Origin of the sequence: Bradyrhizobium sp. WSM1253, assembly GCF_000244935.1 — a bacterium.
GTDB lineage: Bacteria > Pseudomonadota > Alphaproteobacteria > Rhizobiales > Xanthobacteraceae > Bradyrhizobium > Bradyrhizobium canariense.
In genome coordinates this window covers 4958700-4978538 of sequence record NZ_JH600073.1, presented here as the reverse complement: position 1 = coordinate 4978538, position 19839 = coordinate 4958700, and the positions used below count along the sequence as shown (strand labels likewise).

The 19839-nt window shown below is 64.5% G+C and carries 19 protein-coding genes and 1 pseudogene; 8 read left to right on the top strand and 12 right to left on the bottom strand.

The genetic code is table 11. The features are described from left to right. Nucleotides 1–18: 18 nt before the first annotated feature. On the top strand, nucleotides 19–309 hold the full coding sequence (locus BRA1253DRAFT_RS25050; protein WP_007598959.1) for a hypothetical protein: 291 nt from the start codon (nucleotides 19–21) through the stop codon (nucleotides 307–309). Nucleotides 310–366: 57 nt separating this feature from the next. On the opposite strand, the gene BRA1253DRAFT_RS25045 is transcribed toward BRA1253DRAFT_RS25050, so the two are convergent. The 7 genes and pseudogenes from BRA1253DRAFT_RS25045 to BRA1253DRAFT_RS25015 all read right to left on the bottom strand — a co-directional run bounded on the left by BRA1253DRAFT_RS25045 (nucleotide 367) and on the right by BRA1253DRAFT_RS25015 (nucleotide 6876). Beyond that, a complete protein-coding gene (locus tag BRA1253DRAFT_RS25045) occupies nucleotides 367–870 on the bottom strand; it encodes a response regulator (protein ID WP_007598958.1) in 504 nt (167 codons plus the stop codon). Nucleotides 871–1011: 141 nt separating this feature from the next. Next, nucleotides 1012–1329, bottom strand: coding sequence for a hypothetical protein (locus BRA1253DRAFT_RS25040; protein WP_007598957.1), 318 nt, complete (start codon nucleotides 1327–1329; stop codon nucleotides 1012–1014). Between the two features lie 2 nt (nucleotides 1330–1331). Further along, nucleotides 1332–2213, bottom strand: a complete 882-nt coding sequence (locus BRA1253DRAFT_RS25035) for a protein-glutamate O-methyltransferase CheR (RefSeq protein ID WP_007598956.1) — start codon at nucleotides 2211–2213, stop codon at nucleotides 1332–1334. Nucleotides 2214–2272: 59 nt separating this feature from the next. After that, complete coding sequence (locus tag BRA1253DRAFT_RS25030) at nucleotides 2273–2659, bottom strand: response regulator (RefSeq protein ID WP_007598955.1); 387 nt, start codon at nucleotides 2657–2659, stop codon at nucleotides 2273–2275. Between the two features lie 31 nt (nucleotides 2660–2690). Further along, complete coding sequence (locus BRA1253DRAFT_RS25025; RefSeq protein WP_007598954.1) at nucleotides 2691–3164, bottom strand: chemotaxis protein CheW; 474 nt, start codon at nucleotides 3162–3164, stop codon at nucleotides 2691–2693. Nucleotides 3165–3189: 25 nt separating this feature from the next. Then, a complete protein-coding gene (locus BRA1253DRAFT_RS25020; protein WP_007598952.1) occupies nucleotides 3190–5970 on the bottom strand; it encodes a hybrid sensor histidine kinase/response regulator in 2781 nt (926 codons plus the stop codon). A 424-nt stretch (nucleotides 5971–6394) separates the two neighbouring features. Continuing rightward, nucleotides 6395–6876: pseudogene (locus BRA1253DRAFT_RS25015) on the bottom strand (response regulator). Nucleotides 6877–7554: 678 nt separating this feature from the next. Here BRA1253DRAFT_RS25015 and BRA1253DRAFT_RS25010 point away from each other — a divergent pair. The 3 genes from BRA1253DRAFT_RS25010 to BRA1253DRAFT_RS25000 all read left to right on the top strand — a co-directional run bounded on the left by BRA1253DRAFT_RS25010 (nucleotide 7555) and on the right by BRA1253DRAFT_RS25000 (nucleotide 9159). Further along, complete coding sequence (locus BRA1253DRAFT_RS25010; protein WP_198288260.1) at nucleotides 7555–8253, top strand: Crp/Fnr family transcriptional regulator; 699 nt, start codon at nucleotides 7555–7557, stop codon at nucleotides 8251–8253. Nucleotides 8254–8409: 156 nt separating this feature from the next. Continuing rightward, complete coding sequence (locus tag BRA1253DRAFT_RS25005) at nucleotides 8410–8787, top strand: Hpt domain-containing protein (RefSeq protein WP_035995376.1); 378 nt, start codon at nucleotides 8410–8412, stop codon at nucleotides 8785–8787. Nucleotides 8788–8910: 123 nt separating this feature from the next. Next, nucleotides 8911–9159 carry a hypothetical protein gene (locus tag BRA1253DRAFT_RS25000; protein ID WP_007598946.1) on the top strand — a complete coding sequence of 83 codons (249 nt, stop codon included), beginning with the start codon at nucleotides 8911–8913 and terminating at the stop codon, nucleotides 9157–9159. A gap of 83 nt (nucleotides 9160–9242) precedes the next feature. Here BRA1253DRAFT_RS25000 and BRA1253DRAFT_RS24995 read toward each other — a convergent pair whose 3' ends face one another. Next, the gene (locus BRA1253DRAFT_RS24995) at nucleotides 9243–9854 is read right to left on the bottom strand and encodes a LuxR C-terminal-related transcriptional regulator (protein WP_007598945.1); all 612 of its coding nucleotides are present in this window, start codon (nucleotides 9852–9854) and stop codon (nucleotides 9243–9245) included. Nucleotides 9855–10194: 340 nt separating this feature from the next. Here BRA1253DRAFT_RS24995 and BRA1253DRAFT_RS24990 point away from each other — a divergent pair, with 340 nt between their 5' ends. Next, complete coding sequence (locus BRA1253DRAFT_RS24990; RefSeq protein WP_007598942.1) at nucleotides 10195–11358, top strand: hypothetical protein; 1164 nt, start codon at nucleotides 10195–10197, stop codon at nucleotides 11356–11358. A gap of 545 nt (nucleotides 11359–11903) precedes the next feature. Then, entirely contained in the window at nucleotides 11904–13112 is a 1209-nt protein-coding gene (locus BRA1253DRAFT_RS24985) for an EAL domain-containing protein (RefSeq protein WP_007598940.1), read from the top strand. 20 nt (nucleotides 13113–13132) lie between these two features. Here the strand turns inward: BRA1253DRAFT_RS24985 and BRA1253DRAFT_RS24980 are convergent, their stop codons facing one another. Further along, nucleotides 13133–13987: an NAD(P)H-dependent oxidoreductase gene (locus BRA1253DRAFT_RS24980; RefSeq protein ID WP_007598938.1), complete on the bottom strand. Its 855-nt coding sequence runs from the start codon at nucleotides 13985–13987 to the stop codon at nucleotides 13133–13135. A 92-nt stretch (nucleotides 13988–14079) separates the two neighbouring features. Between BRA1253DRAFT_RS24980 and BRA1253DRAFT_RS24975 the strand changes: the two genes are divergently transcribed. After that, nucleotides 14080–15015 carry a LysR family transcriptional regulator gene (locus BRA1253DRAFT_RS24975; RefSeq protein WP_007598937.1) on the top strand — a complete coding sequence of 312 codons (936 nt, stop codon included), beginning with the start codon at nucleotides 14080–14082 and terminating at the stop codon, nucleotides 15013–15015. 18 nt (nucleotides 15016–15033) lie between these two features. Here BRA1253DRAFT_RS24975 and BRA1253DRAFT_RS24970 read toward each other — a convergent pair whose 3' ends face one another. The 3 genes from BRA1253DRAFT_RS24970 to BRA1253DRAFT_RS24960 form a co-directional block, all read right to left on the bottom strand. Continuing rightward, entirely contained in the window at nucleotides 15034–15894 is an 861-nt protein-coding gene (locus tag BRA1253DRAFT_RS24970; RefSeq protein ID WP_007598935.1) for a DMT family transporter, read from the bottom strand. 182 nt (nucleotides 15895–16076) lie between these two features. Then, the gene (locus BRA1253DRAFT_RS24965; RefSeq protein WP_007598933.1) at nucleotides 16077–17057 is read right to left on the bottom strand and encodes a tripartite tricarboxylate transporter substrate binding protein; all 981 of its coding nucleotides are present in this window, start codon (nucleotides 17055–17057) and stop codon (nucleotides 16077–16079) included. Between the two features lie 94 nt (nucleotides 17058–17151). Then, on the bottom strand, nucleotides 17152–18792 hold the full coding sequence (locus tag BRA1253DRAFT_RS24960; protein ID WP_035995374.1) for an FAD-dependent oxidoreductase: 1641 nt from the start codon (nucleotides 18790–18792) through the stop codon (nucleotides 17152–17154). Between the two features lie 113 nt (nucleotides 18793–18905). Here BRA1253DRAFT_RS24960 and BRA1253DRAFT_RS24955 point away from each other — a divergent pair, with 113 nt between their 5' ends. Then, nucleotides 18906–19817 (top strand): LysR family transcriptional regulator, encoded by a 912-nt coding sequence (locus BRA1253DRAFT_RS24955; protein ID WP_007598929.1) that lies wholly within the window; start codon nucleotides 18906–18908, stop codon nucleotides 19815–19817. The last annotated feature ends 22 nt before the right edge of the window (nucleotides 19818–19839 follow it).

Genomic DNA, 19839 nt, shown 5'->3' with positions numbered 1-19839 from the left:
GGAGGACGGAGAATATCCATGCTAAATTTGGCCGCTACGCCGCCCCTCGTCGCAATGCCCGAAGTCGATAGCCGTGAGCTGATTGCGGCTGACCTTCGCAAGCTGATCTCGCAGATCGAGACCAGCATGGGCCGGACGGCCACAACCATGGATCAAGAACACGGGAGCGGTCCGGAAGGTTCCGCCGACGTCTTCGTACTCGACGATGTCACACTCCGGTATGCCACGGCGATCGCCGCTCTCGACGCCTGCCGGGCCGGCCTTGGCCACGCCCTGGAATGCCTGTGGGAAGCCGGCCGCACGGTGTAAATCGCGATCGCTGCGACGCGGCGACCGCATTGTTTCATCGCATGGCCGGCCCGCGGCTCAGGCGCGGTGCCGCTCCACGATCGCGTCGGTGGCGACGCCACCCCAGGTGTGGATCGCCGGCAGGCCCATCGCGGTCTTGCCGAGATTGGCGAGGCTGATGCGCAAAGCGGCCAGATCCAGCGGCTTGGGCAGGCTCTGGAGCTCGATCCCGACGGAACGGGCGAAGCTGCGGGCGGCGCTGCGGCGCTTGCCGTCCATGCCGCTGACGACGATCACGGCGCCGCCAAATTTCGCCTTCGCCATCTCGCCCAGCACGTCGATGCCGTCGCCATCCTCCAGCACGAGATCAAGTGTCACGCAATCGAAGCGCGCCGTGCGGAGTTTTTCGATCGCTTCGGCCACGGACGGCGCCACGGTGACTTCGTGGCCGGCCTGCTTGGCCGCGACCGTGATCAGGCTGCGCTGCGTGGCGTCGTCGTCGACCACCAGAAGCTGAAGCGCGCGCCGCTCGGCGCTGTGGGGCAGGTTTGACGGGAGAGGTGAGAAAGAGCTTCTGGGCATTACGGTATCCTGAGATTGAGACCGGCAATGGATACACGGTTCGCGCTTAGGCGACGTAAAGCCGCGGCGGCAAATTCAGTCGGATGTTTCAGCAAATGTGAACCAACATCGCGGAAAACGGCGACGAGACGCACGTGAAGATCACGCCGCCTCGTCACGGCCACCGGCCGCGCCGCGCTTCTTCCGGTTCTTGCCACGCAGGAATTGGATGTCCATTTCGACGCCGTTGACGCGCACCAGTTCGCAGCGGCGGTAGGCGAGGCCGGTGGACGACAGCAGCAGGAAGAACTCTTTGAGGTTCAGGCCCTGAATCGAGCCTTCCACCGTCAGGATGGCGTCGGTGTCGGAGATCGCGTTGAGCTTGCAGTCGCGGCGCCAAGTGCCGTCGATGGCCATGATGCAGACATCATAGCCGCGACTGAACGTCACGCGTTCCGCGCCCTTGCCATCCTCGGCCATGCCTATCGTCCTGCCATGACCGCTACGCGCGGCGCTGCGCCGGCAAGAGCCGGCTTGGCGGCCGCGGCACGCGCGTCGTTCGGCTTGTAGAGACCGCGCCGCTCCGGAATCGGCCTGAACGTATCGGTCAGTCCGACCACCGTTTCGGCCGCGCCCAGCACCAGGAAACCGTCTCCCTCGATCTGGCGAGCCAGGCGGTTGAAGATGTTGATCTTCGTGTCCTGGTCGAAATAGATCAGCACGTTGCGGCAGAAGATGACGTCGAAGGTGCCGAGCTGAGCGAAATCGTGCAGCAGATTGAGCTGCCGGTGCTGGATCATCGCCCGCAACTCGGGATTGATCTGCCAGGTCTCGCCGGTCTGCTTGAAATATTTCATCAGCATCTGGATCGGCAGGCCGCGCTGCACTTCGAACTGGCTGTAGATGCCGGCCTTGGCCTTCTCGAGCACCTCCTGCGACAGGTCGGTGGCGATGATCTCGACGCGCCAGCCGGTCAGGGCCGCACCCATCTCCTTCAGGCTCATCGCCAGCGAATAGGGCTCCTGCCCGGTCGAGCCGGCGGCGCACCAGATGCGCACGCTGCGGCGGCCGGCGCGGGCCTTGATGATCTCCGGCATGATGGTGTCTCGGAAATGATCGAACGGGACCTTGTCGCGAAAGAAGAAGGTCTCGTTGGTGGTCATCGCCTCGACCACGCTGGTGACGAGCGCGCCCGAGCCAGCGCCTTGCAGCTTCTGCACGAGCTCGCCGATACCGGAGATCCCAGCCTTGCGCGCCAGCGGCAACAGCCGGCTTTCAATCAGATATTGCTTGTCTGCGGACAGATCGAGCCCGGAATGATCCCTCAGGAACTTACGCAGATACTCATATTCGGTCGGGGTCACGGATGGGCCTCTCGGAAGCTGTACTGGGAACACTCTGGCCGGAACACTCCGCCAGACACTCAGACCATGGCTTGTCCGACCGGGATCAAGCCGACTTCAGCAAATTTGTCGGCGATGATGTCCTTGTCGAAGGGCTTCATGATGTACTCGTTGGCGCCGCCGCTGAGCGCCTGAGCGATATGAGCCACGTTGTTTTCAGTGGTGCAGAACACGACCTTGGGCTGGTCGCCGCCCGGCAGGCGGCGCATGTGGCCCATGAACTCGAAGCCGTCCATCACCGGCATATTCCAGTCCAGCAGCACAGCGTCGGGCAGCTTGTGCTGACAGACCTCGAGCGCCTTGGAGCCGTCCTCGGCCTCCGTGACTTCGAATTCCAGGCCTTCCAGGATCCGGCGTGCGATCTTGCGCACGACGCTGGAATCATCGACCACCAAACACGTCTTCATCTTGGTTCTCCGGCTTCGATGTTTTCGGGGCTCACGCAGCCATTTGCACTTCGGTTTTGAGCTCGAGGACGCGATCGACGTCGAGGACGACCATGAGCTGGCCGTCGAGGCGGTGGACACCGCCGGCGAGCTTGGCCATGCGGGGGTCGAGATTGACGGGGTTTTCTTCCATGCCGTCCTCGGCGAGCCGCAGCACTTCGCCGATCTGGTCGATCAGGAGGCCGTAGGATTCACCGCGCAGATCGACACCGACCGCCATCGGGATCTTGCCGTCCTCGGGCTTGGGCAGGCCGAGCCGGGCGCGCATGTCGACCACGGTGACGATGCGGCCGCGCAGGTTCAGCACGCCCGCGATCTCGCGCGAGGACAGCGGCACGCGGGTGACGCGCTCGGGCATGAACACGTCCTGGACGCGGGAGATCGGCAGGCCGAACAGCTGGCCACCGATCATCGCGGTGACGTATTCGACCATGGCGCCTTCGCCGGACTGGGTCTTCTTGGTCATGTTGCGTATCTCCTGATCCCGCTGGTTACGCTGCTGCGCGGCTCAGCTCGGAGGCGCCGGCGGCGCCCGCGGTCTGTTCCTTCAGCGCCGCGATCAGACCGGGACGGTCGAACTTGGCGACATAGTCGTGGAAGCCGGCCTGACGGCCGCGCTCGATCGCCGCCGGCGACACCAGCGCGGAGAGCCCGATGATCGGCATCGCGCCCAGATTGCTGTCGGAGCGGATGGTCTCGGCAAACTCGAACCCGTTCATGTCGGGCATCTCGATGTCGGTCAGGACCACGTCGAAGGTCTGCGCGCGCAGCGCGGCCAGGCCCTCCTGAGCGGTCGGCGCGGTGCGGACGCGGTAGCCGGCGGCCTTGAGCACCGGGGCCAGCATGTTGCGGAAGAACGCCGAGTCGTCGACCAGCAGCACCGATTGCGAGTGCAGCGACGGCTTCATCTCCTTGCGGGTGAACCAGTCGGAGAACGCCATCGGCAGGAAGTGGCCGACGTCGATCACCTCGGTGGCCTGGCCCTTGATCACGGCCGAGCCGAGAATGCCGGAGGAGGAGCCGCCGACCTCGATGTTGAGCCGTTCCTCGACGATGTCGATGATCTCGTCGACGACGAGGCCCATGGAGCGGCCGTCATCGGAGAACACCAGGATCGGCTGGGCGCCCTGGCTCGCGATGGTGACGCTCTCCATGGCAACGAGCGGCATCAGCTGCTCGCGGTACTGCACCATGTAGCGGCCGTTCGAGAACTCGATCTTGTCGGCCGGGAGTTCTTCCAGGCGCGTGACGAGCCCGAGCGGGACCGCCTTGGGCTGGGACGAGCCGGCGCGGAACACCAGCAGCGAGGTGGTCTGCTCGCCACTTCCGATGCTGTGAGCCCCGTTCTCGCTGTTCATGTCATGGGCCGAGGAGCCGGCGGCGCCGAGCGCCTTGGCAATGCCGTTGGGGTCGATGATCATGATGACCGCGCCGTCGCCCAGGATGGTATTGCCCGAGAACATGTCGATGTGACGCAGCTTCGTCGACATCGGCTTGACCACGATTTCTTCGGTGTGGAACACGCCGTCGACGACGATGCCGAAGGTCTGGCTGCCGACCTGCGTCACCACGATGAAGCCGTTCTCGGGATCGGAGACGGCGCCGTCGTCGATCTTGAGCAGCTTCTTGAGATGGATCAGCGGCAGCAGCTTGTTGCGCAGCCGGAGAACCGCGGTGTCCTTGATGCGCTCGATGCGGTGCTCCGAGTTGGCGCGGGCCCGCACCAGCTCGACCACGGAGAGCTGCGGGATCGCGAAGCGGTCGCCGGCGGCTTCCACGATCAGCGCGGAGACGATGGCGAGCGTCAGCGGGATCTTGATGGTGACGGAGGAGCCTTCGCCGGCGACCGACTTGATGTCGATGGTGCCGCCGATCTGGTCGATATTGGTGCGCACCACGTCCATGCCGACGCCGCGCCCCGACACCGAGGTGATGGCGGCAGCAGTGGAGAAGCCCGGCGCGAAGATGAACTTGTGGATCTGGGCTTCGCTCATCTTCTCGAGCTCGGCCTCGGTGACCAACCCTGAGGAGATCGCCTTGGCCTTGATCCTGTCGGTGTTCAGGCCACGGCCGTTGTCGGCGATGCAGATGATGATGTGGCCGCCCTCGTGATAGGCGGACAGGCGAATGGTGCCCTGCTCGCCCTTGCCGCCGGCGAGACGCTCGGCCGGAGTCTCCAGGCCATGGTCGGCGGAGTTGCGCACCATATGGGTGAGCGGGTCCTTGATCAGGTCGAGCACCTGGCGGTCGAGCTCGGTGTCGGCGCCGTGCATCTCCAGCTCGATCTGCTTGCCGAGTTCGCTCGAGAGGTCGCGAACGATGCGGGGCAGCTTCTGCCAGGCATTGCCGATCGGCTGCATGCGCGTCTTCATGACGCCTTCCTGCAGCTCGGCGGTGACGTTGGACAGCCGCTGCAACGGCACCTTGAACTCGGTGTCCTCGTTGCGGCGGGAGATCTCCAACAGCTGGTTGCGGGTCAGCACCAGCTCCGAGACCATGGTCATCAGATGCTCCAGCGTATCCACGTTGACGCGGATCGACTGGTTGGCGATGCTGGCGCCCTCGCCGGCGCCCTCGTCGGCGATCGACTTCTTCGGCGCGGCCTTGTCCTTGGGCGCCTTGGTCTCTTTGGCGACAGGCGCCGGAGCTTCAGCGGCGGGTGCGGGCTCAGCCTTGACCTCAACCTTGGCAACCGGGGCCGGGACTTCGATCGGGGTTTCGCGGAAGGCGCGCTCGAGCTCGTCGAGCGACACTTCGCCCGGACGCAGCGGGCGCTCCAGGCTCGGGTCGGCCAGCATGCCGGAGGTCGGCGCGGCTTCAACGGCGACAGGCGCTTCCGGCACCAGCGGCGGCGCTTCAGCCACGGGAGCAGCAGCACCCGCCGCCATGGCCGCCATGCCCTGCTCGACCATCGCTTCCAGCTTGTCGATGAGATCGCGGTCGGTGCCCTCGGGCTCGGCTTCGGTCGCCTCGAGGCCTGACAGGATTTCCTTGATGCGGTCGATCGAGGCCAGGATCACCGTCACCGCGCCGGCCGTCACCGGCATGCCGTCACGGAATTTGCTCATCAGCGTCTCGCCGGCATGCGCCAGCGCTTCCAGACGCGGCAATCCGAGGAAGCCGCACGTGCCCTTGATGGTGTGGACCAGCCGGAAGATGTTATCCAGGATCTTGGCGTTGTTCGGCTCCTGCTCGAACTTCACCAGCTGATTGTCCACGGTGTCCAGGCTCTCGCTGGTTTCCGTCAAAAACTCCCGCAACAGATCATCCATGAGCTACGCCTTACTGACCTGGATCTGGACCTCGACACCCGAGCCGCGCTGGCATGAACGGAAGTCCCCACCTTGGATCGTTAGACATCCCCTTTCACGGTCCCGTTAATTTCATCCTCCGTGCTAATACGGATATTGAAGACAAGTTTGCCGTTCGACTGCAGGCGACAGCGTTTTTCGGCAAAACCGGCCCCACGCCGCAACCGCGAGACGCGTTAGGTGAACGTGCCGATAACAGCGGGACCAGGCGCGCGGGAAAGCCCTGCTCGTGAAGGACGATATGCGCGGTCTTCGCGGAATTGTATCGAGCCGCCTGCAAGCCGCGGCAGTCTCGCCACGTTCGCTTGGTGCTTTGCCGGGATACGCAAGACCCGCATTTGCGGTAAACGAACCGTTACCCGTGTCCACTGCGGCCGGTGCCGCGCTAACCCAGGCGCGCGGCCGAGGCAAGGTCGCCGTGGGGACGGTGCTCCGCCAGGCAATCGTTGATGGCGGCGAGCAGCGCGTGCGGCGTGAACGGCTTGCGCAGACAGCGCGCCGCACCGAGCTCCAGCGCCATCCGGAGGAAATCGGGGGCAGGCGAATTCAGATTTGCGAACGCGTAGCCGGACATCGCGATCAGCGGAACGGCTGGCGCCCGCTCGTGGAAGATCCTGACCGATTCGAACCCGCGCTTGTGCGGCATGAAAATATCGATGATCATCAGATCGAACTGCTCGTGTTCGAGCGCGCGAAGTCCGGCTTCCCCCCTTCGGCGATCGTCACCCGAAAATCGTTGCGCTGGAGATAGACCTCGATGGCCATGCAGACCATCGGGTCGTCGTCGACGACGAGAATATGGCGCAGACTTTCTGTCCCCGTTTGAGCTTCCCGATTCGGCGATTCAATAATTGAACCGTGGCGCACGCCTTTCTCCTTTGCTCGAGAAATGAACTGTTGAGAATGTCGTTGCCGGCGCGAGGAAGACGATGGACGCGGAATCTGCGGCCACGCGGCGCCAAGGTTCAAAACAATGTTTGAGAATTGCAGGCACTCGTCCGACCAACGAGGGTGCACGGGTCGACCGGCGTCCGATGGCAGCGCGGATGCAATGCTTCCGGCTCATGAAGGCCCCTTGCCGCTTTTACCTGCGCAACCCCTCGCAGATCGGTCCGCCGGCTCATCAGCGAATCAGCGTGCCATTCTCATTTCGGCCGCAAATGCACCAGCCTGTCTGCCCCCAACGGGTATACGCAGAGCGACACAACCATTATAATAAGGTTTTGCTGCCGCACAACCGGATGACGAACAGGAACATGGCGGCGATCACTTCGAAACGCGCCGGATCAACCATGACCGCGACCACCCTCCGAATGGATGCTCCAGTCGACGATCTGGATCTGCTGGGTTCCCAAATCGGTATCGTGGAAATGGTCAGGGAATCTGTCTTGGCGAGGGCGACGTGCAGCGGCGATCACCGGTCGGACAACTTGTCCCAATTGCCTATATATCCCGACGGGAAGATGATGGAACTTGCGCGGACGGCAAGCAGTTTCGCGTGCTGCGGCCCGCGGGTCCGAGAGACGGGAGGCTACTTTGGAAACGATGGTGCGTTCCTCCAACGGTTTCCTGTCCGCGCTGTCGGCAGACGATTATGAATTGATCCGCCCGCACCTGCGTACGGGCGATCTGCCGCATGACGCGGTGCTGGTCGAGACCGGCGAAACGCTCAAGCGCGCCTACTTTCCTCATCGCGGCGTCATCTCGTTGGTGGTCGAGCTCGCCAGGGGCGAGCACGTGCAAGTCGCCATGATCGGCCGCGACAGCCTGCTCGGAACGCTCTCGACCATGGGCGATTCCTGCGCGCTGAACACGGCCATCGTGCTGGTTCCCGGCTCCGCCTCGATGATGGACCTCGACCGGCTGCGCATCGCGGCCGACCAGAGCGGCACCCTGCGGACGCTGCTCACGCGTCACGGGCTCGCGGTCTACGCGCAGGTGCAGCAGACCGCGGGCTGCAACGCCGCCCATCCGGTGGAGGCACGGCTGTCGCGCTGCCTGCTGCACACCCATGACCTCTCCGGCGATTTCCGGCTGCTGCTGACCCAGGAGGCGATGGCGCAGATGATCGGTGCTCGGCGCAACAGCGTGTCGCTGGTCGCCAATACCTTGCAGCAGGCGAATTTCATTCACTACAGCCGCGGACACATCCAGATCCTCAACCTGGACGGCCTGCGCCAGACGGCGTGCGAATGCTACGCCACCGTGAAGGCGCAGTATGACCGGCTGCTCGGCCCACGCTGACGGTGCCGCGGCGTGGTAAACCGGCCGCTAATTCCGGCCCGCAAACACGGATTGTCCTGCTACCGGAACTGAAATCCGGATGCCGTAGACATGGACGTGACGCGCGCGCCTGTACGGGCCAGCGGCAAACCAACCGTGATCAAGGCAGGCCAAACCATGTTCGAAGTCACCGTCGCGCCTGCGCAGACAGCGCTTGATGCCGAGCCTGCGCGCGAGCCGGGCGCGTACCAGGCGCTGGTGCGCGAGATCGGCGAGGACGGTGCTTGCGAAGTGCGCGACGTGTTCTGGAGCGAGACCTGTGCGCGCCTGCAATTGTTCCGCACGCTCTCGCTCGCGCAGCACCACGGCAGGATCGCGCGCGAAGCGCATTCGCTGAAGAGCGCGGCCGGAACGTTCGGCTATGTCAGGCTCGCGGTGCTGGCGCTGCGGCTGGAGAAGACCGCGGAGAGGCTCGGCGACGCCGGATTTCGCGACCTCCTGGACCTGATGGACGCGGCCTATGCCGCCGGGCGCGCGCAGGAGCCGGAGGGCTGACGCGCGCGCTCGAAAACGCCGTAACCACTCACACGTGCATGCCCGCCGTACTTCTACGGCTTGGGATTTTCACAGATGGCTAATCATAGGCAGCGATAGTCGCCGGAAACCAGGAGGGTTTCCATGTTCACCTACGAGACCGCGGACCAGAAAGAAGTTCGTCGCTTCCGCATCGCACAGTTCAACGGCCGGATGGCGACGGTGGCCGCTGGCGAGGCGACGGTGACGGGCTTCGTGCGTTCGGTGCTGGAGCAGGAATCGAGCATGCCGCCCCGCTGGACCATCACGATCATTCCCAACGTGCCGAAGGAAGAGCTCAAGCCGCTGCGGCCCTCGTCGCGCGCGCGTCCCTTCGCCGAAGATTATTTCTGAGCACGATCGGAGCCGCGGGTCTTTCTCGAGAGATGTCTCACGCTTGGCCCTCGCCGCTGGCGGGCGGCCCGAGGCAAGAGCCTTCAGTCGATCGAATGCAGCAGCGCCGCACGGACGAGGTCCGCCGTGTTGCGCGCACCGAGCTTCCGCATCGCCTCGGCGCGATGGCTCTCGAAGGTGCGCGGGCTGATCTGCATCCGAAGCGCACCCTGCTTGTTCGAATATCCCTCGCTGATCAGCCTCAGCACCTCGCCCTCGCGCTTGGTCAGCCGCTTCTGGCCTGACAGGCCGAGGATCTCGCCGCTCGACACCCGCTGCGGCTGTGGCGCGCGCGTGAGCTTCGGTTCGGCCTCCGCGGTCGGCAGACCAGCCGTGGGAGAACCGGCAAGCTGTTTGACGAGGCCACAAACCCGCTCGGTCTGCACCAGCGCATTCTCCACGACCCGCTGCAAATAGGCACGGTCGCCCGTCACCGGCGCGAGCTGATCGCTGTGATGCTTGATCTCGCCCATGTAGAGCAGGAGCGCCGTGAGGGGACCGTTGAGCTCGCGGGCGATGGCGGCGGCCATTTCGTCGGCCGCCTTGGCGCGGGCGGCGTTCAGGCGGACGACATCGAGCTCTTCAGTTGGAGCAGCGTTGCTGTCGTACCATTCCGACGGCCGCGAATCAGTGGCCGTATCATTCTGTGACCCCATGTCACTCGTTTAGCGGAACCCAACGCGATCTGTGGTTAACTTTTTGCTCCGTAAGACTACGGTGAATTTGGCAGTTTTGTGCCGAAACCCCGACACAGGCACACTTTATGCTTGAGTAGCAACGTCCCTCAACATTCTTAGGTTGCTGAACCTGCCCAAATGGTAGGCGGGTCAACGGAAGCCTTCTTAACGATCCGACCCGCGCCGATTACCTGAGGCCCCGGATTTTACGGATATATTAACGGCGGCTTGCTTCTCTATGTCACAATTGAGAGCGCGCAAATGCCTCCATGCATGGGGCCGATAGGCCTGCTGGAATCGTTGCGGAAGATTGCGTGCAATGAACGAGATCGACCAGCTATCGAACTTCTTGCAGAAGCTGACGCCGCTGTCGCGCAGCTGCCTGCTCAGCGAGCTTGAACGGCTGGAGCTGTGCGGCATCGACATGCCGGGCTCGTCCGACCTCCAATCCCGGTTACGGGCCGAATTTCGCAAGGACGGATCGAGCCAGGCGCGCGCCACCAGTCCTTCGCGCCATTTCTTTGCGCCGCTCGAGCTGCTCCTGATCGACGGCGCGCCCGAGCATGCCAATATGGGGCGGATCTCACGCAACACCCTCACCCCGATCTGGGAATGGATCTGCCGCGACCTGCTGCCGACCATGGCGCGCGACTACATCAAGGCGATCAACGACCAGGTCGCCGCCAACAACCAGAAGGAAGTGCTGAAGATCGCATCGACCTTCCAGACCAAGGTCGTCAAGGTTCTCGAGAGCACCCTGGCCTCAGCGGAGAGCACCGAGTTCGCGCGCGGCAAGCTCGCGCAATATACGGCGTCGCGCACCGCCTTCGACGACGTGAAGAAGATGCAGCACGTGCTGCGCGCCGGCGCTGCGCTGCCGAAATTCAACGAAAAGCTGCCCGAGAAGATCGCGAAATTCGACGACGGCCTGGTCGATCAGATCACCGCACGATTGGACGCCTTCAAGAAGGCCCATCCCGAGGCGCTGCCGTTCGCACTGACGCTGGTGGCGAGGCGGCTGAAGACGTTCTGGCAACTGGTGCGCCTTGCCACCAAGGCCGCCGCGAGCAAGAGCGCCGCCGATGTCGCCGCCACGCGCTATGCCTGCGTCGTTCACATGGTGCTCGACCAGCTGGACGACAGGCGCCTCGCCTTGCGCATCGCGCTCCGGCACAACCGGGTGCTGATCGCACGCGACCTGCTCGCCGAGATCTACGACACCGAATATGCGCTCAAGGTGCGGATCGACGGCATCGAGCATTGCGAATGGGGCATTCGGCTCCAGCAATTGATGGACGCGATCGCGGCGCTGGTGGCCGCCGAGGTGAGCCGCTTCCCCTCCAATGTCGGCCACATTCTCGGCTCGCGCCGGCTGCGCAGCCACGATACGCTCGGTAGAAAGCTGTCTTATCTGGCCTGGAAGGGACGCGATGCGATCGAGGACGGCGCGGCCGCGTTGCGCAAGCTGATCGGCCAAACCTGATCCCTCGCTAATGCGCGCGCGGCAGGCACAGGAAGCGATCGAGAAATCGCCCTGACAGCACGAACCTGAACCACCAATACATTATTCGCCGCGACGTCATTGCTGCGATCCTCGACAGCCCACCACCGGCTGCCCAGAGCAATAGCGCACGTGCAGCAATCCGCTTGTGATGTGCTTCACACGGGCGCCAGCGCGCACCGACGCATTGTCGCAGAACCGTCACGAGCGAACCGGGAAAAATGCGCGCATCGCGCGCAATTGAGGCACGCCATTATTCAATTGGGCGAGGCGCGCGCGGCTTGGTCCAATTGCAGGACAGTGCGCGTGCATGCAGCCTTACTGCGCGTCGCGGAATCTCCAGTGATTGCCGCAACCCTGCGCCCGATGCGCGGGCAGACGTAAAAACTTCTCGAACAAGACGCAGACAATTTTAGACGTGATGGGTGCTTTAACGTTACCCAGATAATTCGACAATCGACTGAAGCCTTCCATATTTGAAACTGCTCACGTCGCTAACACACCGGCACGGAACGGGAGTGCTTGCGATGAACGACGAAATTGTAGAACTCGCCGAACGAAGGCCGAAGACCTTCGGACGGCGAAAGATGAAGCCGCGCGCCTGCGTGGCCGACGGCAAGCGCCATCTGCGCGCGTTTCTCGCGGAAGTTCTGGAGGATCTCGGCTTCGTCACCACCGAATGCGCCAGCGCCGAGGAGCTGCAGAGCGTGCTGACGAGCGGATTGCCCGACCTGATCCTGCTCGGCATCGCTGCCGACGGCATCGAGCCCGGAAAATTTCTGGAGACGCTGGTGCGCGAGGCCTTTGACGGAAAGGTTCTGACGGTGGGCGCCCGCGAGTCGATCATCGTCAGGGCGGTGCAGCAGGTCGGCGAGGAATACGGCCTCAAGATGCTGCCGCCGCTGACCACGCCCTTTGCCGCGGAGACGCTGCGCGACCGCGTCGCGATGCTGTTGCCGGAGGAGCCGGCGCCGAGCCCGGCCGTGCATGTCGGCGAGGCCCTGCACGCCGGCTGGCTCGAGCTCTGGTACCAGCCCAAGATCGACGCGCGCACGCTGATCCGCAATAGCGCAGAGGCGTTGGTGCGGATGCGGCATCCGACCTGGGGCGTGGTGCCGCCGGCCTATTTCATCCCCGAAGAGCACGACCCGAATCTGCGCGACCTCTCCGAATTCGTGATCGAGCGCGCCATGCAGGACTGGCACTATCTGCTGGAGCAGCAGAGCCCGGTCGATCTCGCGATCAATCTGCCGGCGTCCTATCTGAAGGAGCCGCAAGCCGTGGGCGATCTCTGCCGCCGCATGCCGACGCATCCGGCGTTCGGCGGGCTCACGATCGAGATCGACAGCGAGGAGGCGATCCGCGACCTCGATCTCCTGGTCGAGGTCGCCCGCGAACTGCGTCTGCACAATATCGGCCTGTCGATCGACAATCTCGGCGCCAACTGGCCGTCGCTGATGGATCTCGGAAAAATTCCGTTCATCAAGCTGAAGGCCGACCGGCACTTCGTCACCGGCAGCGGCACTGATCGCCTCAAGCGCACGGTGTGCCGCCACATCGTCGAGCTTTCACATGGCTACGGCGTGCACGCCGTCGCCGAGGGCGTCGAGAGCCGCGCCGACCTCGTCGCCGCCAACGAGCTCGGCTTCGACCTCGTGCAGGGTTTTCTGTTCGGCAAGCCGATGCCGCTGAAGAAGTTTGCGCGGAGCACGCTGACCCGGACGGTGATGGGGTGATATCGTTCGCGGGCGACGGATTAGGCTATCGCCGCGCAACCATCCGTCGTCGAGCGCATGGAGCTCGCCTCACCATTCGGGCTGCGTGCCTCGGCCTGCTCGACGTGAAGCGCGAATCCGGTCGCGCCGGAATGCTCGAGCCCCGCGCGGAGCTGCATGCTCGGAATCAGGTAATCGCCGCCATTCTGGCGTCGGTAAGGAATCGGCGATGTCGTCGCAAGCGTTCGCATCCTCTCGCGCAACCGTTCGGCAGTCGCCTGGAAACCCGCTTCGTCGAGTTTGTCGGCCTTGTAGACAACGAACGGCGGAAGCACGTCATATCCCGGATAATAGAGGATGCCGTGATTGATCGGGAACAGCAGGTCGTCGATCGGCCCGTTGATCCCGCGCGCCGAATAATGCTCCTGCCAGCCGCCGGCGGTCACGATCAGCATCGCGCGTTTGCCCGCTAGCCTGCCTTCGCCGTAACGGTCGCCCCACCGCTTGTCGCTGTGCTCGCCGACGCCATACGCGAAACCGTAGGCGAACACGCGGTCGACCCAGCCCTTGAGGATGGCCGGCATGCTGAACCACCACAGCGGGAATTGCAGGATCAGAACGTCCGCCCACAGCAGCTTCTCGATCTCGGCCTTGACGTCCGCGGTGAGCGTGCCCGACTCGAACGCCTGCTTGGAGGCGGCGGCCGGCGCCAGCCGCGCGTCCGGCGGCAGCAGCGGAAAGTCGGCGCGGCCGATTTCGGATGTCCAGCCCTGGGCGTAAAGGTCTGACATCCGCACCTCGTGTCCCTGGGCCTCGAGTTCTCTGACGGCGATATCGCGGAGCGAGCCATTGAGGGAGCGCGGTTCGGGATGAGCGAAGACGATCAACACTTTCATGATCAGCACCTTGGTTGACGATTGCGAGCAGCAGGTAGCGCCTCCGACTGCAATCCGGTAGTTGTCGCCAATGGATAGGATCCTGCCGAAATATGGATAGATCGGACATTACGCTCGAACGCATGCGCAGCTTCGTGCGGGTCGCCGAGCGCGGAAGCCTGTCCGCGGTCGCGCGCGAGCTTGGCCTCGGCCAGTCGACAGTGACGCGGCATCTTCGGGAACTGGAGCAGGCCGTCGGCGTGCCGCTGCTCACGCGGACCACACGCAGCGTGACGATGACGGAGGAAGGACGCCGCTACTACGCCGACTGCGTGCAGATCCTGCGCCTGGTCGAACTCGCCGGCGACGAGGCGCGCAGCACACGCGGTGCGCCTGCCGGAACCGTGCGCGTCTCCTGCACCGCGGCCTTCGGCGTGCTCCACGTCAGTCGTTTGGTTTTCGCGTTCCAGGACCGCTATCCCGACGTGGCGGTTGATCTCAGCCTGACCGACGAGCGGATCGACCTTGTGCGGGAAGGTGTCGATATCGCCCTGCGTCTGGGGCCGCTCACCGACAGCTCGATGAAGCTCAGGCTGCTGGGTCAGTCGCGTCGGGTGCTTGTGGCCGCACCGGACTATCTGGCTTCGCGCGGCAGGCCCACGCGCCCGCAGGATCTCGCCAGCCACGAGGGTATCAGGATGTCGAACATCGCCGGCAGCGACGTGCTCGTGCTGCACGGGCGCCGCGGCGGCCGCCATGCGGTCCCGTTCGCAGGGCGGCTGCGGGTGGATCACGGGCTGGCCGCACGGGAGGCGCTCGCGGCCGGTCGTGGCATTGCGCCGGCCCATCTTTGGCTCGTCGACGACCTTCTTGCATCCGGCCAACTCGAGCGCGTGCTTCAAGACTACGCGCCGCCTTCCGTTCCGTTCAACATGCTGATCGTCCCGGAGCGGTCCGGCATCGCGCGGGTACGGCTGCTGATCGATTTTCTCGCCGAGGGAATCGCGCGGCTGCCGGGGATTGAAAAGGCGCAACCGGGCAAGAGGTGAGGCCGCGTCAATCCGGCCTCAGGCAAACCGCCGCGCGAAGAAGACGCAGGCGACCACCAGCGCGGTCGCCACGATCATGCTCCAGGCGACCGGTTCGTGCAGAAGCCAGCCTGCAAGCGCGAGACCGAAGAACGGCTGGAGCTGCTGCAACTGGCCGACACGGGCGATGCCGCCGATCGCGAGCCCGCGGTACCAGAAGATGAAGCCGACGAACATGCTGAAGACCGAGACATAGGCGAGCCCGATCCAGGCGGGCACATCGATGCCGCTCCATGTCGACGGCCAGGTTAGAATCGCGACCGGCAGCATCAGCGGCAGCGACAGCAGCAGCGCCCAGGAGATCACCTGCCAGCCGCCGAGCCGGCGCGACAGCGCGGCGCCTTCGGCATAGCCGAGCCCGCACAGCACGATCGCCGCGACCATCAGGAGATCGCCGGCGAGCGATGCGGTGCCGTCGTTGGAGAGGGCAAAGCCCGCGACGGTGGCGCTGCCCAGAATTGCGAACAGCCAGAACATCGGCTGCGGCCGCTCGCCGCCGCGCAGCACGCCGAAGATCGCGGTCGACAGCGGCAAGAGCCCGATGAAGACGATCGAATGCGCCGAGGTGATGTGCTGGAGCGCGAGCGCCGTCAGCAAGGGAAAACCGACCACGACGCCGATGGCGACGATCGCGAGCGAGACGAGATCCTTGCGCTGCGGCCGCGCCTGACGGAGCAGGCCGAGCACGGCCACACCGATCAGCGCCGCGATGACCGCGCGCACCGAGGTCAGAAACAGCGCGGAAAACCCGCCGACCGCCACCCGCGTCGCCGGCAGCGAGCCGCTGAAGATGATGACGCCAAGAAGCCCGTTGCTCCAGCCGGTGGCGGAAGAGTGCATGTCTGTCTCGTGTGTGGGGTGGTGGTCCGATCTGGAGGTGCCAGCCGGGGTGGCGTGACGATTACCATTAAGCCTTCCGGGGTCGGACAACAAAAAAGCGCGAAAACAACCCCATGCACAGTAGACGGGGACTGCAAGATCAATGGCTTACGCGGGGGCGGAATCGTCTGACTGGGCGACACTTAATTCGCCTTGATGCCCGCTTCACTGATTAGCTTGCCCCATTTCGCACTTTCGCTTTGGATGAAACGGCTGAACTGCTCGGGCGAGGTCGGTGCAGGCTCTGCGCCAAGCGTCCGGATCTTCTCGACCACCGACGGATCCTTCAGGGCTTTTCCGAAAGCTTCGTTCAACCGGCCGACGATATCGGCTGGCGTGCCGGCCGGAGCAACCAGCCCGAACCAGCCGACGGATTCGAAACCCGCAATACCGCTCTCGGCGAGTGTCGGCACATCGGGCAAGGACGACAGACGCTGCGCAGACGACACACCGATGGCGTTGAGCTTGCCTTCGAGGATCAGTTGCCTCGATGCGGGGATATCCAGTACCGCGAAGGGGACATGGCCTGCGAGAACGTCGACCGTCGCCGGTGCGGTCCCGCGATAGGGGACCAGCTCCATGGCGATCCCGGTCTTCTGCGTGAACAGTGCTGCGGTCAAGTGCATGGCCGTCGAATTGCCGCCATGCCCGATCGACAACGCGCCCGGCTTGGCCTTGGCAAGCGCGATCGCCTCCGCCGTCGTGTGCGCCGGCACGTCCGCCGAGGCGACGAGCACGAAGGGAATTTTCGCGAGCAGGGTGATCGGCGCAAGATCCTTCGGATCGAACGGCATCGACGAATTGAGGTGCGGATTGACCGTCAGGCTGCCTGCCGGCGCGACGCCGAGCGTATAGCCATCAGGCTTGGCCTGTGCCACGGCAGCCATGCCGATGTTGCCTCCAGCACCCGCGCGGTTCTCGATCACGAGACCCTGCTTGAGCTCGGCGGTGACCAGCGGTTCGAGCGCGCGGATGACGGTATCGGCGCTGCCGCCGGGCGGAAAGGTCACGATGATCTTGATCAATTGCTCGGGATAGGCCGCTCGGCCCGCCTCCAGCGGCAGCACGGCGAAACTCGCGGCCGTCAGCACGGCCAAAATGCGGCGGCTTGCAACGTGAAACACGTTTCCCTCCCCGGTACGTTCTTGTTTGTGAACCACGCCTTGGTGAACCACCTCCCGGCGGACTTCGCCGCGAGACCGTCGGCTTCAAATCGCCTTACGCCGAAGCGCCGATGATGCGCGTCAGCAAGCCTTGTGGGTCCGCGGGCGCGGCCTGCCCGCGCCAGGCGATGTGCTGATCGGGCCGAGCCAGCACCAGCTTCTCGGCATACGCGCCGTTCGCTTCGTCCGGCGCGATGTCGAGCAGCGCGAGCGGAATGCCGCGCTGCTCTGCGGCAGACTTCAATAGCGCCACATCGATCGCCGGATCGAACCGCAGCAAAGTGTAGCCGGCGCCGAAGGCATCGTAGAGCGATCGTCCGTCCCGCAGAAACAGGTGCGGCGCGCGAGCGCCGGGCACGGTGGAGGGCGTGAAGCTGCCCATCGCGTAGGCCGGCGGCGTCTCGCCGTCATAGGCAATGATCGGCGAGGCATCGTAATAGTAGCCGAAGTTCAATCCGGCACAGCAATATTGCTGCACGTTGAGATCGTAGGCCGCCTTGGCCAGCGCTGCACGCGCGGCGTGGCCGCGCGGCGTGTCGTCCTCGATCTCCGCGGAGACGCCGCCACGCTGCGCCATCATCTTCATCGCATGGTCCATGGCAAAGCGCGACACCTGTTCGGTGATGGGCTGACGCTCCGCCTCGTAGGCATCGAGGATCGAAGCCGGCGCCCACCCGTTCAGATGCGCCGCCACCTGCCAGCACAGGTCGACGGCGTCCGCAATGCCCGCATTCATGCCGTAGCCCGCATACGGCATCCACAGATGCGCGGCGTCGCCGCAGATGAAGACCCTGCGGTCGCGGAAGCGATCGGCGACAAGTCGACGCCCGACCCAGTCCTCCTTGCTGAGGACGCGGTATTCGAAGCGCTCGTCGACGCCGAGAATGGCGCGGATCGCCCAGTCCCGATCGACCGAATCAAATTCGGGCTCGTCTGGCTTCAGGTGATTGTGGATCAGCCAGCGGTCACGACCGTCGATCGCGACCGTCGTGCCTGAACGTCGCGGGTTGAGCGAGAGCACCATCCAGGCCGGCTTGTGCGCGCCCATCAGCTCCTTGAGCTGCGGCGCTTCGATGAAGGTCGATTGCACGCGCTGGATCACCGGCGTGCCGGACAGGTTGGCACCGATCGATTTGCGAACCAGCGAACGGCTGCCATCGCAACCGATCACAAAGGAAGCCTCGATGCGGAGCGAGCTTCCGCTGTCGAGGTCGCGCGCCAATGCGACCACATGGTCGTCATTCTGCTCGATGTCCGTGATTTCCGTGCGCGCCAGAATGGTGATGCGCGACTGGGCGGCGGCATGGCTGAACAGGATCGGCTCGAGATAGACTTGGTTGATCCGGTGCGGCGGCTCCGGCGTCGGCCACCAGGTATCGGGGCCGCCGGTGGCATTGTAGCGGCGTGCGCGCGAGGGAATGTCGATGCGACACAGCTCGATGCCGGTCGCCGTGGTCCGGTAGGAGCAGTCGTTCGGGAAATCTGCGGGCAGGCCTGCGTCGCGCAGCTTTGCGGCGACGCCGAGCCGGCGGAAGATCTCCATCGAACGCGCCGAGACGTGATTGCATTTGACGCTGGGCGGATCGCCGGCATGGCGGATCTCCGCGACCACGACGTCGATCCCACGGGAAGCCAGATCCATCGCCGCGGTCAATCCGATGGGCCCGGCGCCCACCACCAGCACCTGTGTCCTCATGTTCGTTTCCAATCCCTTGGCGATCGCGGCTTCACCGTCCACGGGATGCATTTTATTGCATGCTCGCTTATGTGATAAGCCGGAAAGAACTCATCAATTCATGAGCTTTGCCTATGAACGTCACCTTGCGGCAATTGCAGGCCTTCACCGGCGTGTACCGCACGCGCAGCATCACGCGGGCCGCGCGCGAGCTGGGGATCACGCAATCGGCGGCGAGCCTGTTGATCCAGCAGCTCGAAGCGCAGCTCGGCGTCAAACTGTTCGATCGCTCCACGCGTTCGGTGCAGCCGACGCTGGCCGCTGACGAGGCAGTTCATGTCGCCGAACGGATGCTGGGCGATGCGCTGGGCCTGTCGCGGCGCATGCGCGACCTGGCGCAAGCGCGCGCCGGCCGGGTCGCGTTTCTCGCCTCAGCCGGTACCGCATCGGCGCTGCTGCCCTCGGTGCTCGCAAAATTCCGGGCAGGCTATCCCGACATCGAAATCGACATGCGCGACGTCGCCGCCGACGATCTCGTTCCGCGTCTGATCGCGACGGATGCGGAGTTCGCGATCGGCAGTGTCGAGGGAGAATTCGCGGAGCTCACGATCGAGACGCTGACCCGCGGCCGCCTGAGCGCGATCGGCCGCCGCACCGCCGACTTCGCGGCACGGCGCTCGCTGACATGGGACGAGTTGGCTCAGATGCCGACGATCGCGATGCGGGGCGAGACGCGGATTCGCATGCAGATCGATCAGGCGCTGGGCACCCAGGGCAAGCACCTCAACCCAACCTATGAAGTGACGCTGATCAACACCGCGCTCGCCATGACGGCGCAGGGCCTCGGCCTCGCGATCCTTCCTGCGACGATGCTGCCGGCAGATCAATTTCCGACTCTGATCGCAAAGCCGCTGATACGCCCCGCCATTACCCGCCCGGTGTCGCTGCTGCAGCGCCAGGGTCGGACGTTGTCCCCGGCCGCGCAGGCGTTTGTGGCGACGGCGCGGACGGTGCTGGCGGAGCGAGGGCCCGCAAGATCGGACTGATCTGCCGCGCTTTCTGGAAGCC